The organism is Pseudomonas sp. NIBRBAC000502773 (assembly GCF_006517195.1).
Taxonomy (GTDB): Bacteria; Pseudomonadota; Gammaproteobacteria; order Pseudomonadales; family Pseudomonadaceae; genus Aquipseudomonas; species Aquipseudomonas marginalis.
Map to the genome: position 1 here is coordinate 5558048 of NZ_CP041189.1, position 14244 is coordinate 5572291.

13 protein-coding genes are annotated in these 14244 nt (G+C 62.1%); 2 read left to right on the plus strand and 11 right to left on the minus strand.

Annotated features, from left to right (window positions below; genetic code table 11):
• Nucleotides 1-195: 195 nt before the first annotated feature.
• Nucleotides 196-1296, minus strand: a complete 1101-nt coding sequence (locus NIBR502773_RS25830; protein WP_141157272.1) for an alkene reductase — start codon at nt 1294-1296, stop codon at nt 196-198.
• Nucleotides 1297-1443: 147 nt separating this feature from the next.
• Between NIBR502773_RS25830 and NIBR502773_RS25835 the strand changes: the two genes are divergently transcribed.
• The gene (locus NIBR502773_RS25835; protein ID WP_141157872.1) at nt 1444-2031 is read left to right on the plus strand and encodes a TetR/AcrR family transcriptional regulator; all 588 of its coding nucleotides are present in this window, start codon (nt 1444-1446) and stop codon (nt 2029-2031) included.
• Nucleotides 2032-2180: 149 nt separating this feature from the next.
• On the opposite strand, the gene NIBR502773_RS25845 is transcribed toward NIBR502773_RS25835, so the two are convergent.
• Together NIBR502773_RS25845 and NIBR502773_RS31065 are read right to left on the minus strand one after the other, a co-directional pair.
• A complete protein-coding gene (locus NIBR502773_RS25845) occupies nt 2181-3167 on the minus strand; it encodes an MDR family oxidoreductase (protein WP_141157273.1) in 987 nt (328 codons plus the stop codon).
• A gap of 35 nt (nt 3168-3202) precedes the next feature.
• Nucleotides 3203-3337 carry a hypothetical protein gene (locus tag NIBR502773_RS31065; RefSeq protein ID WP_257228071.1) on the minus strand — a complete coding sequence of 45 codons (135 nt, stop codon included), beginning with the start codon at nt 3335-3337 and terminating at the stop codon, nt 3203-3205.
• Nucleotides 3338-3610: 273 nt separating this feature from the next.
• Between NIBR502773_RS31065 and NIBR502773_RS25850 the strand changes: the two genes are divergently transcribed.
• Nucleotides 3611-4618 (plus strand): aldo/keto reductase, encoded by a 1008-nt coding sequence (locus NIBR502773_RS25850; RefSeq protein ID WP_027603400.1) that lies wholly within the window; start codon nt 3611-3613, stop codon nt 4616-4618.
• Nucleotides 4619-4678: 60 nt separating this feature from the next.
• On the opposite strand, the gene NIBR502773_RS25855 is transcribed toward NIBR502773_RS25850, so the two are convergent.
• The 8 genes from NIBR502773_RS25855 to NIBR502773_RS25890 all read right to left on the minus strand — a co-directional run bounded on the left by NIBR502773_RS25855 (nt 4679) and on the right by NIBR502773_RS25890 (nt 14228).
• Complete coding sequence (locus NIBR502773_RS25855; RefSeq protein WP_027603401.1) at nt 4679-5434, minus strand: ABC transporter ATP-binding protein; 756 nt, start codon at nt 5432-5434, stop codon at nt 4679-4681.
• The gene (locus NIBR502773_RS25860; RefSeq protein WP_141157274.1) at nt 5428-6474 is read right to left on the minus strand and encodes an iron ABC transporter permease; all 1047 of its coding nucleotides are present in this window, start codon (nt 6472-6474) and stop codon (nt 5428-5430) included. Before NIBR502773_RS25860 ends, NIBR502773_RS25855 begins: the two co-directional genes overlap by 7 nt.
• Entirely contained in the window at nt 6471-7625 is a 1155-nt protein-coding gene (locus tag NIBR502773_RS25865) for an ABC transporter substrate-binding protein (protein WP_141157275.1), read from the minus strand. Before NIBR502773_RS25865 ends, NIBR502773_RS25860 begins: the two co-directional genes overlap by 4 nt.
• 64 nt (nt 7626-7689) lie before the next feature.
• Nucleotides 7690-10104, minus strand: coding sequence for a TonB-dependent receptor (locus NIBR502773_RS25870; protein ID WP_141157276.1), 2415 nt, complete (start codon nt 10102-10104; stop codon nt 7690-7692).
• Between the two features lie 100 nt (nt 10105-10204).
• Entirely contained in the window at nt 10205-11182 is a 978-nt protein-coding gene (locus NIBR502773_RS25875) for a FecR domain-containing protein (RefSeq protein WP_141157277.1), read from the minus strand.
• Nucleotides 11183-11698, minus strand: a complete 516-nt coding sequence (locus tag NIBR502773_RS25880) for a sigma-70 family RNA polymerase sigma factor (RefSeq protein WP_090404572.1) — start codon at nt 11696-11698, stop codon at nt 11183-11185.
• A gap of 85 nt (nt 11699-11783) precedes the next feature.
• Entirely contained in the window at nt 11784-12968 is a 1185-nt protein-coding gene (locus NIBR502773_RS25885; RefSeq protein WP_141157278.1) for an aminotransferase class V-fold PLP-dependent enzyme, read from the minus strand.
• Nucleotides 12969-12983: 15 nt separating this feature from the next.
• Nucleotides 12984-14228: an MFS transporter gene (locus NIBR502773_RS25890; protein WP_141157279.1), complete on the minus strand. Its 1245-nt coding sequence runs from the start codon at nt 14226-14228 to the stop codon at nt 12984-12986.
• Nucleotides 14229-14244 lie beyond the last annotated feature (16 nt).

Genomic DNA, 14244 nt, shown 5'->3' on the forward strand with positions numbered 1-14244 from the left:
ACGCGCTCCTGCCTTACCCCTTGTGCCCCCAGTCGGGGTCGTTCTGTAATCGACGCTGGCTCGTTTGGTGCCAGAACACAGGTAACGACACCAAGCGCGCCATTTATACGGAGTTACCTGGACCTTCCCGAATACAAGCTTCGGTCACTCAGTGAGAGGTGTGCACAAATAAAACCTGGCCCGGTCAGGCACTGCCTAGTTGGCGGCAGCGCTGGCTTCGGCCAGTGTCGGGTAGTCGATGTAGCCCGTCGCACCGCCGCCGTAGAGGGTGGTGGGGTCGAAGGCGGACAGCGGCGCACCGGCCTTGAGCCGCTCCACCAGATCCGGGTTGCCGATAAACGGGCGGCCAAAGGCGATGAGGTCAGCCTTGTCCTGCGCAAGCCGCGAGTTGGCCAGGTTTTGGTCGTAGCCATTGTTGGCGATGTAGGTGTTCTGGAAGCGCTGGCGCAACGCGTCGAAATCAAACGGCGCCACGTCGCGTGGCCCACCGGTCGCGCCTTCGACGACGTGCAGGTAAACGATGTCGAGCGCATTGAGTTGGTCGACGATGTAATCGAACTGAGCCTGCGGCTCACTGCTCGACACACCATTGGCGGGCGAGACCGGCGACAGGCGAATGCCCGTGCGGTCCGCGCCAATCTCGGCGACCACTGCAGCGGTCACTTCCAGCAACAGGCGCGCACGATTTTCGATCGAACCGCCGTAGGCATCGGTACGCTGGTTGGCGCCGTCCTTGATGAATTGATCGAGTAAATAACCGTTTGCACCGTGGAGTTCCACGCCGTCGAAGCCGGCCGCAATGGCGTTTGCCGCCGCTTGGCGGAAATCGTTGACGATGCCTGGCAGTTCGTCGAGTTCGAGTGCGCGTGGCTCGGACACGTCGGCAAAGCCGTTATTGACGAAGGTCTTGGTCTGGGCACGGATCGCCGACGGCGCTACTGGGGCGGCACCGCCCGGTTGCAGGTCCACATGGGAAACCCGGCCAACGTGCCACAGCTGCACAAAAATCTTGCCGCCCTTGGCATGCACCGCTTCGGTGACCCGGCGCCAGCCGTCGATCTGCGCCTGGGTGTAAAGACCGGGCGTGTCTTGGTAACCCTGGGCCTGCGCCGAAATCTGGGTGGCCTCGGTGATCAGCAGCCCGGCTGAAGCGCGCTGGCTGTAGTAAGTGGGGGCGAACTCGCTGGGCACCAGTCCAGTGCCGGCGCGATTGCGCGTCAGGGGCGCGAGCACGATGCGGTTGGCGAGGGGCAGTGAGCCAAGGGTATAGGCAGTAAACAGATTTTGATCGGTCATGTGAGGTGTCTTCTGTGGCTGTGGCGGAAGAGGGATTGGTTTGTCTTTATGATGGTGATCATAATCAAAACTGTCAATTATTTTGATTGCAATCAACATCTATGTACTATGGGCGTAGGTTTTTTGTGCAAGTTCGAGGTATCGCAGGTGAAAGTGACCAAAGCGCAGGCGCAGGCAAATCGCGAGCACATCGTCGAGACGGCCTCCGTGTTGTTTCGTGAGCGGGGGTTTGACGGCGTAGGTTTGGTGGATCTCATGGGGGCCGCCGGGTTCACCCACGGAGGTTTCTACAAGCATTTCGGCTCAAAGGCCGATTTGATGGCCGAGGCTGCAGCCGGCAGTCTTTCCCGGTCGCTCGCCGGTACCGAGGCGCTTGATATTCAGACGTTCATCGATATCTACGTGTCGAGGGATCACCGTGACCGGCGTGGCGAGGGCTGCACCATGGCGGCCCTGTGTGGAGACGCGGCGCGTCAGTCGGATGAGCTGAAGCGTGTATTCGCCGAAGGCATAGACCGCATGCTGCAAACGCTGGTGCAAAAGTCTCCGACCGTCGAAGACGCTGCGCCGGGCGAGACGAGAGCGAAGATGATCGACGTACTGGCTCATGCCGTTGGTGCGGTGGTGTTGTCGCGAGCGTGTCCGGATGATTCGCCGCTCGCCGATGAAATACTCGAGGTTTGCCACGCCCGGATATCGGCTTCCTTGCCGGTATCGCCAGGCAGCGAGCAATAGTCCGGGAGACCTCAAGCGCGCCTGCCGATGCGCTTCATGGGCGTGCGAGAGAGCAGGCGGTCGATCCTCGGTTGATCATCGATTTTCGCCAGCAGAGGCAGCGCCTCGGACAAGAGCGCGTGGTGGCACTGGAAAACCCCGCCGCCCCGTCACGCGTTCACGTCAACGATGGTACGCCCCTGAATTTTCCCTGCGAGCACGCGGCTGGCGATGTCAGGAACATCGCCGAGGCCAACCACCTTTGAGGTTCGGGCAAGCTTGTCCAGATCCAGGTCACTGGCAAGGCGCGACCAAGCCTGCAGCCGTATCTGCTGAGGCGCATTGACCGAATCAATGCCAGCAAGGCTGATGTTGCGCAGGATGAAGGGGAGTACAGAGGCGGGCAGATCCGCGCCTTGTGCAAGTCCGAAGGCCGCGACTACGCCACGATACTGGGTATGCGCCAGTACGTTAGCCAACGTATGGCTGCCGACCGAGTCAATGGCGCCCGCCCAGCGCTCTTCGGAAATCGGTGCGCCCGGTGCGGACAGGGTGTGGCGGTCGATGATTTCGTTCGCGCCGAGCGCGCGCAGGTAATCGGCTTCTTCAAGCCGCCCGGTCGATGCGATCACGCGATAGCCCAGTTTGGACAGCAGGGCAATCGCCACCGATCCAGAGCCGCCATTGGCGCCGGTCACCAGGATGTCGCCGCGCGCAGGCGTCAGACCGCCATGTTCCAGTGCCAGCACGGACAGCATTGCGGTGTACCCCGCTGTGCCGATGGCCATGGCATCCCGGGCCGAAAACGCTGCGGGAATCTTGACCAGCCAATCACCGCTCACCCGTGCCCTCTGGGCGAAGCCGCCGTGGTGAGTCTGGCTGAGCCCCCAGCCGTTGGCCAGCACACGGTCGCCGGCCACAATGCCGGGATAGGTCGACGACTCTACGACACCGGCAAAGTCGATCCCCGGAATCAGCGGAAACGTGCGGATGATCGGTGACCGGCCACTGAGTGCCATCGCGTCCTTGTAGTTCACCGTTGAGTATTCGACCGCGACGGTGACGTCGCCCGGCATCAAATCCTCGTCCTCAAAGTCAACCAAGCGGGTTGAAAGGGTGTCACCGGTCTTGCTGGCGAGCAGTGCCTTGAATGTCATCGTCTTCTCCTGGTCAGGTGACCACGTGCGTTGTGCTAAATCAGTTGACCCAGCTGGAAACCTTGGGTTCGCCTGCGACCCACCTGAGGGTAGTTGAAGGTGACGATGCCCTTGTCCTTGCGCGTCCCGGCGAGGTTTTCCTGGACCATGGCGGCAAACTCGAAGGCCAAGCCCGCTTCGACGAAAGCAGGTGGGCGCGGTCAGATGGGCGCGCGAATTGCCAGCACCCTTGTGAGGCAAGTACTTCAATGATGTCGATCATAATCTTCGTCGTCAAGATCTTTGATTGCGATTGACATCAATGATGGCTGTAGGCTTCACTGCTGGTCTATCTACACAGATCTTGAAGATGAAAGTCACTAAAGCTCAGGGGAACGCTATCAAGGCGGTCATGCGCCCAGTCGATCCCGACAACAGGGCCGATTCAATTGACGGAGCACAGCATGAAGTACACATCATTTGGAAAGACCGGTTTGCAGGTTTCACAGGTGGCGCTCGGCACGGGCAACTTCGGCACAGGCTGGGGTTATGGCGCCGATCCCGACGCCAGCAAAGCTGTGTTCAACGCTTATGCCGAAGCTGGCGGCAACTTCATCGATTCGGCCGACGTCTACCAATTCGGGCAATCCGAAGAACTGCTCGGTACATTGCTGGAAGGGCGGCGTGAGGATTTTGTGCTCGCCACCAAGTTCAGCAGTGGCGCAGTGCAGAATGCGAACCGACTGGTCACCGGCAACAGCCGTAAGGCCATGGTGGCTTCCGTGGAGGCAAGCCTGAAACGGCTCAAAACCGATCGGATTGATATTTACTGGGCGCATCACCCGGATGGCACCACGCCCCTTGAGGAAATCGTCCGAGGCTTCGAGGACCTGGCGCGTGCCGGCAAGATCCTGTACGCGGGCCTGTCGAACTTCCCCGCCTGGCGCCTCGCCCGTGCGGTCACGCTGGCCGAACTGTCCCATGCCGTTCCGATTGCGGCTGCGCAGTTCGAACATAGCTTGGTGCATCGCGAGCCCGAGGCCGATTTGTTCAAGGCATCGCATGCGCTCGGTCTCGGCATCGTGACGTGGTCGCCCCTGGGGGGCGGTATGTTGACCGGAAAGTACCGGCAAGGTGAAACCGGGCGTGCTGAAGGGTTCGCAGGCCGTGTGTTCCAGCCGGAGAACTCGGCACAGCGCACGCAGACGCTGGACGCTGTAGTCGCTATAGCGGGTGAACACGGCGTCAGCCCGGGCCAGGTTGCCATTGCTTGGGCAGGCACGCATGGTGCGGTTCCCATCATCGGCCCGCGCTCACTTGGCCAACTTACCGATAACCTTGGAGCGCTGACACTGCAGCTCTCTGCGGAGCAAATTGGTCGACTTGATAGCGTGAGTGACCTGGCGCCGTCGGCAGTGGCCAGGGTCCCTGTTGCTTGGGCTGACGGCGCTCCAGAGCGTGTCGTTGCCTGACCTGTGAAGGTGCAAATATCGGTTTCTCGCATCAAGCTGTGGTTCGCCTTGGGTACGCAGTCAAGTTATGCCGTCGATCAAAATATGCCGTTGTCCCCGACTGCACTGCTCGATCCGTGCCTCAACCTGGTACACCTCGCGCAGCATGTGTTCGGTGATCACCTCATGACTCGCGCCGCTGCCCTGGGCGGTGCCGTCGGCAATCACCAATACCTGGTCGGCAAAGCGCAACGCCTGGTTCAGGTCATGCAGGGCAATAAACACGATGACCTGCTGTTGGCGGGCCAGTGCGCCCATGAAGTTCAACACTTGCACCTGGCGATGCATGTCGAGGGCGCTGGTGGGTTCGTCCATCAGCAGGATTTCCGGTTCGCGCACCAAGGTCTGGGCGATGGACACCAGTTGCTGCTGGCCGCCGCTGAGTTCGCCCAAGTTGCGAAAGGACAAGTCGCTGATGCCAAGGGCCTCGAGCATTTCGTCCACCAGGTTCAACTCGTCATCGTGGACAGTCCATTGCGGAGACAGTTGCTTACGGGCCAGGAGTACCGATTCGTAGACCGTCAACCGCGCACTGGCATTCAAGCCCTGGGGCATGTAGCAGATGCCCTGCCGGCCCTTTTTCGAGTCCTGCAGGATCACCTGTCCAGGCCCGTCGATCAGCCCGGCCATGCGTTTGAACAGGGTGGACTTGCCCGCCGCATTGGGCCCCACCACCGCGACCACCTGGCCGCCGGTGAACGCGGCGGTGGTAACGCCACGGATGATCGTGCGCTGGCCGTAGCGAGCACCCAGGTCTTGCAGCTGAATCTTCACCATGTGTTTTTCTTCCCGCTGAGGATCAGTGATATGAAGAACGGCACGCCGATCAGCGAAGTGACCACCCCGATCGGGAAGATGGCGCCGGGGATCAGGGTTTTGCTCACTACTGAACTGGCGGACAGAATCAGTGCGCCGGTCAGCAGCGAGGCCGGCAGGAAGAAGCGTTGGTCCTCGCCGATCAACATCCGCGCAATATGCGGGCCGACCAGCCCGATAAAGCCGATGGTGCCCACAAAGGCCACGGGGAACGAGGCGAGCAGGCTGACCATGATCAGCGTCTGAAAACGCAGGCTGCGTACGTTGATCCCGAAGCTGGCGGCCTTGTCGTCACCCAGTCGCAGTGCGGTCAGGGCCCAGGCGCGCTTGGCAAAGATCGGCAGGGTGATCACGATCACCAGGCAGATCACCCCGAGTTTGGGCCAGGTGGCTTTGGTCAGGCTGCCCATGGTCCAGAACACCACGGCCGCCACGGCTTGCTCGGTGGCGAAAAACTGCACCAGGGCCAATAACGCGTTAAACGTGAAGACCAGGGCGATACCCAGCAGCACGATGGTTTCCGCAGTGACCCCGCGACGCATGCTCAGGAAGTGAATCAGTAACGCCGACAGCATGGCCATGATGAACGCGTTGACCGGCACCATGTACTGCGCCGCCAACGGAAACAGCGCCACACCAAACGCCAGCCCCATGGCTGCACCAAAACTGGCGGCGGCGGAAATGCCCAGGGTGAAGGGGCTGGCCAGCGGGTTATTGAGGATGGTCTGCATCTGCGCGCCGGCCAGTGACAACGCCGCACCCACGGCAACCGCCATCAGCGCGATCGGCAGGCGGATGTCCCACATCACCACGCGAACCTGTGCCGGCGCACTGTCCGGCGCAAACAGTGCACCGAGCACTTCATGGAAGCTGTAGCTCGCCGGCCCCAGGGCCAGGTCAAGCAGCACACTGCACAACAGCAGCAAGAGCAGGCCACCGAGGATCAGGCGTTTGCGCAGCACCAGGGCCCGGTAAGTGTCGCGTTGGATCACGGCACTCATGGCTTGAGGCTCACGAAGTAACCCGGCTCATAGGGCACCGGCAGGAATCGCTCGTGCAATTGGCGAAACGAGGCTTCAGGGTCCAGGTCGGTAAAGAGTGTCGGATGAAACCACTTGGCCAACTGCTGGATGGCCACGAACTGATAAGGGCTGTTGTAGAACTGGTGCCAGATGGCATGGAACGCCTGGTCATCCTGCGCCTTGATCCCGGCATAGGCCGGGCGTTGGGTATACCAGGCCAGTTTGCGCCGGGCTTGGGCCATGTCGGCGCCGGGGCCCACACCGACCCAGTGGCCACCGGGGGCAAAGGCTTCCCAGTTGGCACTGGTGACCACTACCTGTTCCGGGTTGGCGACGATCACTTGCTCGGGATTCAGCTGGCCAAAGGTGGTGGGAATAACGCCTCTGGCGATGTTATTGCCCCCCGCCATATCGACAAACAGACCAAAATTTTCATTGCCGAAACTTAGGCAGCAATCGTCGGTGTAGCCACCGATACGCTCGATGAACACGCTGGGGCGCGAAGGGTGTTGCGCGTTGATCACGTCGGTGACGCGGCGGATCTGCTGATTGCGAAAGTCGATAAACGCTTCGGCACGCGCCTCTTTGCCGGACAACTGGCCGAACAGGCGCATGGTCGGTTCGGTGTTCTGCATCGGGTGGTTGCGAAAGTCGACGTACACCACTGGAATCCCCAGGGCATCGAGCTTTTCGATATAGCGGGCGTCCTCGGTCGCGTGCTGGGCCTCGATATTGAGGATGATCACGTCCGGGCGCTGGGAGATGGCCTGCTCGATATCGAAGGTGCCGTCTTCAAAACCGCCAAAGGTGGGGATTTTGGCGATGGCGGGAAATTTACGCAGGTAAGCGCCATAGGTGTCCGGGTCGGACTGGATCAGGTCCTTGCGCCAGCCGACGATTCGCTCAATGGGGTTTTGCGTATCCAGCGCGGCAACCAGGTACAACTGACGGCCTTCCCCGAGAATCACGCGCCGGACCGGCAGGTGCACCTTGACCTGGCGCCCGAGCAAATCGGTGACGGTGCTGCGTGGTGCCTGCGGCTCGGCGGCAGTTGACGGCAGCGCCCATCCCAACAAACCCGCAAGCAGCAGCCCGGCGAAGGCGTGGCTGCGTCGAACAATGGTAACCATGGTTAAAGCCTTTGCAGTGGTCGGGCCGGGTGGCGGTGCAGCTTGCCGTGCCGGGCCGAAGGTTTCAGAAATCGACCGTGGTCGACAGTAGAAGGGTGCGTGGCGAGCCTTGAGAGAACGCACCATAGGAAGCGACCCCCGACCAATACTCACGGTCGAACACGTTCTGTACCGTGGCGCGGAAGGTCGTCGGCCGCTGGGCGATGCGCGTGCTGTAGCGCACGCCCATGTCGAAGCGGGTCCAGGGGTCCAACTGCTGGGTGTTGGCCTGGTTCACATATTGACTGCCGGTGTACAACGCCCCGCTGGTTAGCGTCAGCCCCTCGACCCAGGGCACGTCCCACTCGGCCCAGAGGTTGGCTTGCACCTTCGGCACCCCCACCGGGGTATTGCCCCGGTTGGCCGCAACCGTGCTTTTGGTCAGTTGCGCATCCAGCAGCGTCACCCCGCCGAGCAGGCGTGTGCCTTGGCCGGCCTCACCGGATACGTTCAGCTCCAGGCCCCGGTTGCGCTGTTCGCCTTGTACCGCAAAGGTGGTGCCTGACAGCTCGCCACTGGGTTTGGTGATCTGGAACAGCGCGAGTGTGGACATGACCGTGCCGTAGTCGAGCTTGACCCCGACCTCATGCTGGCGTGAAACGTAGGGGGCAAAGATCTGGCCCGCGTTCGAGGCCGTGGCGGGAGCGATATCGCCTTTGCTCAAGCCTTCCAGGTAGTTGTAGTAGAACGACACATGCTCCCAGGGCCGGACAACTGCGCCGAACAGCGGCGTGGTCTTGCCGTCGTCGTAAGCCGTGGTCACCGCACCTGCCGCGTCGTAGTTGTTGGAGCGGATGGTCTGTTTGCGCAGGCCGGCCGTCACCTGCAGGCGCTGATCGAGCATCGACAAGGTGTCGGCAACCGCGACGCCGGACAATTCGGTCGCCGAGACTTTCGGCGTGGCCGGCGTGGCAATGTCGGCCTCGGGTCGTGAGACAGGGTGGTAAATGTTCGACAGGATCGGCGGGCCGGAAATAATGCCGCGCGACAACTCATCGCGATAGCGCGTGACTTGCAGCGTGGTGCTGTGGCTGATCGGCCCGGTGTCGAAACGCAGTCGGGCACCGCTGTCGACCGTGTAGCGCCGTACTTTAAATTTGTAATAGCCGGGGATCGACGAGGTGTCGCCGGCGGTGTTGATGATGGTCGGGGTCTGGTCGGAAAGGCGTGCCACGTTCGACTTCCCACCGCCGGCATGGGCAAACAGGGTCAGTGCGTCGCTCACGTCATACTCGCCACCCAGCAATGCCGACTCGTCGCGGGTCTTGGACCAGCCCCACGCCTGGCTGACGTTGGTACGCCCGTTGGCGGCGTGGGGAATCGGCACGCCGGGCGCGATCAGGAAGGGCCGTGACGCCGCGTCGAATTGCTCTTGCTGGTTGATCAGGTCCAGGCTGGTGCGCAGGCGATCACCCTGGTAATCCAGGGCGATGGCACTGACCCCGACATCCCGCGATTGCTTGTCGATGACAGTGTCACCCTGCTGCACGCGGCCGTTGACGCGCATGCCGAATCGCCGGTCCTCGCCAAACCGCCGACTCAGGTCGATATGGGTGCCCAGTTGCAGGTCCTGGGCATAGGAGGCCGTGACGCGGGTCAGGTCCTCGTCCAGGGCGCGCTTGGGGACCACGTTGATCACGCCACCGACGGCGCTGTTGGGGGACATGCCGTAGAGGAGGGCGCCGGGGCCTTTGACCACTTCGATGCGTTCGGCGTAGTCGGTGAATACCCGGTAATTGGAGGCCACGCCGTACACACCGTCGAACGCCAGTTCCCCGAGGTTGCCTTCGCCCACCGGAAAGCCGCGGATAAAGAATGAGTCGACGATCCCTCCCGTCTGGCCGGTGGAGCGGACTGAAGAGTCGCGCTCCAGCACGTCGCCCACGGTGGTCGCCTGCTGGTCTTTGATCAATGACGCGGTATAGGTGCTGATGCTGAACGGTGCGTCCATCACATCCGTATTGCCCAGCAGGCCGAGACGCCCGCCCTCGGCCACCTGGCCGCCCGGGTACACCGGCGGCAGGCTATCGGCGTGTTTTTGCGCAGCCTCCACCGTGGTCGCCGACAGCGTCAGCCGGCGCAGTACCAGGGTGTAGCTGCCATCGCTGCGCAACACCATCTCCAGGCCGCTGCCTTCGAGCAAACGCGTGACGGCTTCCTGCGTGGAGTAGGTGCCGTTCAGTTCGGGGCTGATCAGGCCCTCCGTGATCGACGGCTGGAACGACAGGGCAATACCGGCGTCCACGGCAAAGCTCGAGAGCGTCGCGCCGAGCGGGCCGGGGGCGATGTGGTAGGCCTGCACAGCGACCGAATCCAATTGGGCCGGTGCCTCCGCCAATGCCACCGGGCATATGGCACCGGCCAGCAGCAGGCTGAGCACGACGCCGTGCACCATCGGTTTGAGCGGACGAGCCGGACGCAGGGGCCGTGCTACGAGCATGAAAGGATGATCCATGGACGAGAGGAAAAGGCTGTTCCTGTCTTTGCCAGTCGAGATCGAAAAAAGTATCACCCCGGCCGCCGTTTATTTTTGCGTGGGATCAGGCGGGCGACAGGGTGACCCAGTAACCGCGCAAATGACTGTTCGCCAGCACGGGATAGGTGTGCACCAGCATGCTCAAGGTGCGATCGGTATCACTGATCGGAAAGGCCCCGGAAATGCGCAAGTCGGCGATGGCCGGATCACAGCGCAGGAAACCTCGGCGGTAGCGCGTCAGTTCCGCGACGAAATCCGCCAGGCGCATCTTGTCGGCCATCAACATGCCCTGGGTCCATGAACCGATGTAGCGATCGGTCGGCGCCAGCTCACCAAAGGTCTGTGAGGAGAAGTCGGTGCGCTGCCCTGCATTGACGATCAGCGGCGGGGTCTGGCGGTTATCGGCCAATATCACCCGCACCGCGCCGTCGATGACCGCAAGATGGGTGCGAGGGCTGACTTCACGCACGGTAAACCGTGTGCCCAGCGCCTGCATGCTTCCCTGGCGGGTGCTGATCAGGAACGGCCGGGGCAGGGGGGCGGTGTCCACGGCGGTCTGCACCAGGATTTCGCCTTCGCGCAGGTGAATAAGCCGTTGGCGGTCGTCGAATACGACGTCGATGGCGGTAGCGGTGTTCAGGGTGATGCGCGAGCCATCGGCCAGGGTCAGTTCGCGGCGCTGGCCAACGTCGGTGCGGTAGTCCGCTGACCATTGCTGCGATTGCGCCAGCTTCCAGCTCCCCCAACCTGCGGGCGCCAGCGCCAGCAGGATCGCCAGCTTGCCCAGTGCTGCACGACGTTCAGGGCTGTCTGGCCGGTCGAGCGCCGACATCGCCAGGGCGGGCGGCAGGCCGCCGAACTTGCTCTGCAGCAATTGCGCACGGGACCAGGCGCGATCCCGTTCCGGGCTGCTGACCTTCCAGCGCTCCCATTCGGCGCGCTCGTGCTCGCTCAGTTCGCGTTCGCTCAAGCGCATCAGCCACTCGGCGGCTTCTTCGAGTACCTGCGGGTCCAGCGGCGGCTCCCTGCGCAGACCGAGCATTCACTCCACCAGCATCAGGCACTGTACGAAGGCCTGTTTCATGTAGCGCTTGACGGTGATCAGCGATACACCCAGCTGCTCGGCGATGTCGTCGTACTTGAGGCCGTTGATCTGCGACAGCAGGAAGGCGCGCTTGACCAGGGGCGCCAGGGTATCGAGCATGGCGTCGATTTCGTGCAGGGTTTCCAGCACCATGAAGTGCGCTTCGGGCGACGGCGCTTCGTGGGCAGGCACGTTCGCCAGTGCATCCAGGTACGCGCGTTCCAGTGCCTTGCGCTGGTACCAGTTGACCAGGATGCCCTTGGCCACGCAGCTCAAGTACGCCCGTGGCTGGTCAATCACCGTGACCTGTGAGGCGAGGATCCGGGTGAAGGTGTCCTGGGCCAGATCCGCCGCATCCATGGCGTTACCCAGTTTTCTCTTCAGCGTGGCATACAGCCAGCCGTGATGCCCGCTGTACAGGGCCTCGATGGCGCGCAGGTGATTGAGGTGATTCGCGGAAGAGGTTTCGCTCATGGCGGCCGATTTGTTTGTAATTGAGAAGTATTCCCAATGCTAGTTGACAAACCAGCTTGAGCGCAAGCGCCATCGTGTCCCGTGATCAGGCGTGTGACAGGCGTATCAAGGCGTCAATCAGCGAATCGATTTCAGCTTCGGTGTTGTAAGCGTGAACCGATGCACGGCTGACCTCAAGCAAGCCCCGATGCTGCATGTCGAGCAGGGTCGAGCCTGCTGTCGAAGTGCTCACGTTGATGCGTTTGGGTTGCGCTGCGAGCCACTGCTGCACCTGTGGGGCGTTGTGGTGGCGATGACTGAAGGTGACGATACCGGACTTTACAGGGCCCAGGTCCTGCGAGGTGATACCCGCCACGTCGGTCAGTCGATGGCGTAAGTAACCCGCCAGGTGCTGGATGCGCTGCCATATCGGTTCGATACCCTGCGCCAACGCATACTCCGCTGCGGCCCCCAGGCCCAGCTTGGCCGCGACGTTGCATTCCCAATTTTCAAAGCGTCGCGCATCCGCACGAATTTCAAAGCTGTCTGCCGTGAGCAAGGACGCCGCATGCAGGTCCAGAAAAATCGGCTCCAGGCGTTGGCACAGGGATTGTTCTACGTACAGGAACCCCACGCCCCTCGGCCCGCGCAGGTATTTTCGACTGGTGGCGGCGAGCATATGGCAGCCGATCTTTTGCACATCGATCGGCACCTGGCCCACCCCCTGGCAAGCGTCCAGCAGGAATAACACACCCGCCGCCCGGGCGAGGGCACCGATCTGCTCGACGGGTTGCACAGGCCCGCCGTTGGTGGCGATCATCGGCAGCGATACCAGGGCGACGCGCTCGTCTTCAAGCATGGCCGCCAAGGCTGCGAGGCACACCTGGCCGTGTTCATCGTTGGGGATGATCCGGATCTCGATCCCGCGCTGCTGCCTCAATTGCAGGTATGGGATGTAGTTGCCGGCGTATTCGGTCGTGGAGGTCAGCACCGCGTCGCCGGGCTTGAGCGCCAGTGAATAGAAGGCCATGTCCCAGGCTCGGGTGGCGTTTTCGACCACTGCGATTTCAGTGGGGTGCGCATTGATCAGGCGCCCGATGGCGGTGTAGACATTGTCCAGTTCAGGCGCGCATCGGGCGGCCGCTTCATACCCGCCGAGGCGGGCCTCCTGTTGCAGGTGCCCGGTCATGACCTGGACCACCGGCTCAGGCATCAGCGCCGCACCGGCATTATTGAAATGGATCAGATGCTCGACACCCGGTGTATCGGCACGCAGTTGTTCAATGTTCAAACCCTTACTCCTTGTTCAGTCGCTGCCTGCAACGCCATTGGAAGGCGCGGACACCGACCAGTACCGCAGCGCGACCATGGGAATCAGCGCCACTGCATAGGCCAGGCACACGAAAAGATAGGTGTATTGCAGACCGTAGACCTGGCTCAGCAAGCCACCGATGGAGATGCCGGCAATCGAGGCGAACTGCGCAGTGCTTTGGGCAATACCCAGTACGTAGCCTTGTCGCGAGCTGTCGGCGGTTTTCGAGACCAACGCCATCAGCACGGGGGTGGTCGCCCCCAGCAGCACCCCCCAAATGAAGTAGGCGACGATAAATACCACGGGGCTTCGCGTTACGCCCGCCACGGCGGTCAGGGCGATGCAGCCCATGACGACATATGTGATGCGTTGCAGGGTTTCTGCCTGGGAACGATGCTCGAAGTAGCGCGACCATGCCGTTGCCGACAGGATGAAGCCCAGCGCCAGCAACCCGTAGCACAAGCCGACGACGGAGTTGTTGACCTCGAACGTCGAGCTCACGTACAGCGAGAACGAGGTCTGCGGCAGCATGCGCGCCAGCAGCAGGATCCCCATGACGCACAGCAGCGACAGCAGCGGAGAGCTGCGCCATACGCTGTCGGTGCCGGCGACCGGCGTGCGGGTGGCCGCCGTCGGTTTTTTTGGTACGGGAGGCACATCCGGCAAGGTCACGGCGGCGATGACGGTACAGAGTGCACAGAGCACCGAGGCGACGATGTTGATCCAGAAAAACGTCGCGTAATCGAGGATCAAGCCGCCTACGACCGCACCGAGCAGTGAGCCGACATTGGTCGATATCTGCAGGATCGCGAATAACCGCGCCCGCCGCGACGGCGCTTCGATACTGACCCCGTAAGCCTGCGCCGGGGCTATATAGCCGGCAAAGGCGCCCTGCAGAAAACGCAGGACCAGGATGACCCAGATGTCACTGAAAAACGCCAGCCCGAGCTGGGTCAGGGACAACCCCGCGAGTGCGCGGATCATCATCAGCTTGTGGCCGTAGCGATCGCCGATACGGCCCCAGAATGCACTGGTCAGCATGATGCCCAGCATCGGCCCGACGTACACGGCGATGCTGGCGAAGCTGAATACCGACTCCGAGGACGCCAGCCCGCGCAGGTGCACGGGCCAGAACGGCCCGCTCATTTCCATCGCGCCCATGGAGACCAGCTGGATCGCGAACAGAAGATAAATGAGGATTCTTACACGCGAACCCTGGATGGCACCTGCTTGGGACATGAGACGGCCTCGGTGA

Coding starts and splice junctions, on each gene's coding strand:
- NIBR502773_RS25830 (WP_141157272.1), bottom strand. CDS start 1,296: ATGACCGATCAAAATCTGTTTACTGCCTATACCCTTGGCTCACTGCCC.
- NIBR502773_RS25845 (WP_141157273.1), bottom strand. CDS start 3,167: ATGACATTCAAGGCACTGCTCGCCAGCAAGACCGGTGACACCCTTTCA.
- NIBR502773_RS25850 (WP_027603400.1), top strand. CDS start 3,611: ATGAAGTACACATCATTTGGAAAGACCGGTTTGCAGGTTTCACAGGTG.
- NIBR502773_RS25855 (WP_027603401.1), bottom strand. CDS start 5,434: ATGGTGAAGATTCAGCTGCAAGACCTGGGTGCTCGCTACGGCCAGCGC.
- NIBR502773_RS25860 (WP_141157274.1), bottom strand. CDS start 6,474: ATGAGTGCCGTGATCCAACGCGACACTTACCGGGCCCTGGTGCTGCGC.
- NIBR502773_RS25865 (WP_141157275.1), bottom strand. CDS start 7,625: ATGGTTACCATTGTTCGACGCAGCCACGCCTTCGCCGGGCTGCTGCTT.
- NIBR502773_RS25870 (WP_141157276.1), bottom strand. CDS start 10,104: ATGCTCGTAGCACGGCCCCTGCGTCCGGCTCGTCCGCTCAAACCGATG.
- NIBR502773_RS25875 (WP_141157277.1), bottom strand. CDS start 11,182: ATGCTCGGTCTGCGCAGGGAGCCGCCGCTGGACCCGCAGGTACTCGAA.
- NIBR502773_RS25880 (WP_090404572.1), bottom strand. CDS start 11,698: ATGAGCGAAACCTCTTCCGCGAATCACCTCAATCACCTGCGCGCCATC.
- NIBR502773_RS25890 (WP_141157279.1), bottom strand. CDS start 14,228: ATGTCCCAAGCAGGTGCCATCCAGGGTTCGCGTGTAAGAATCCTCATT.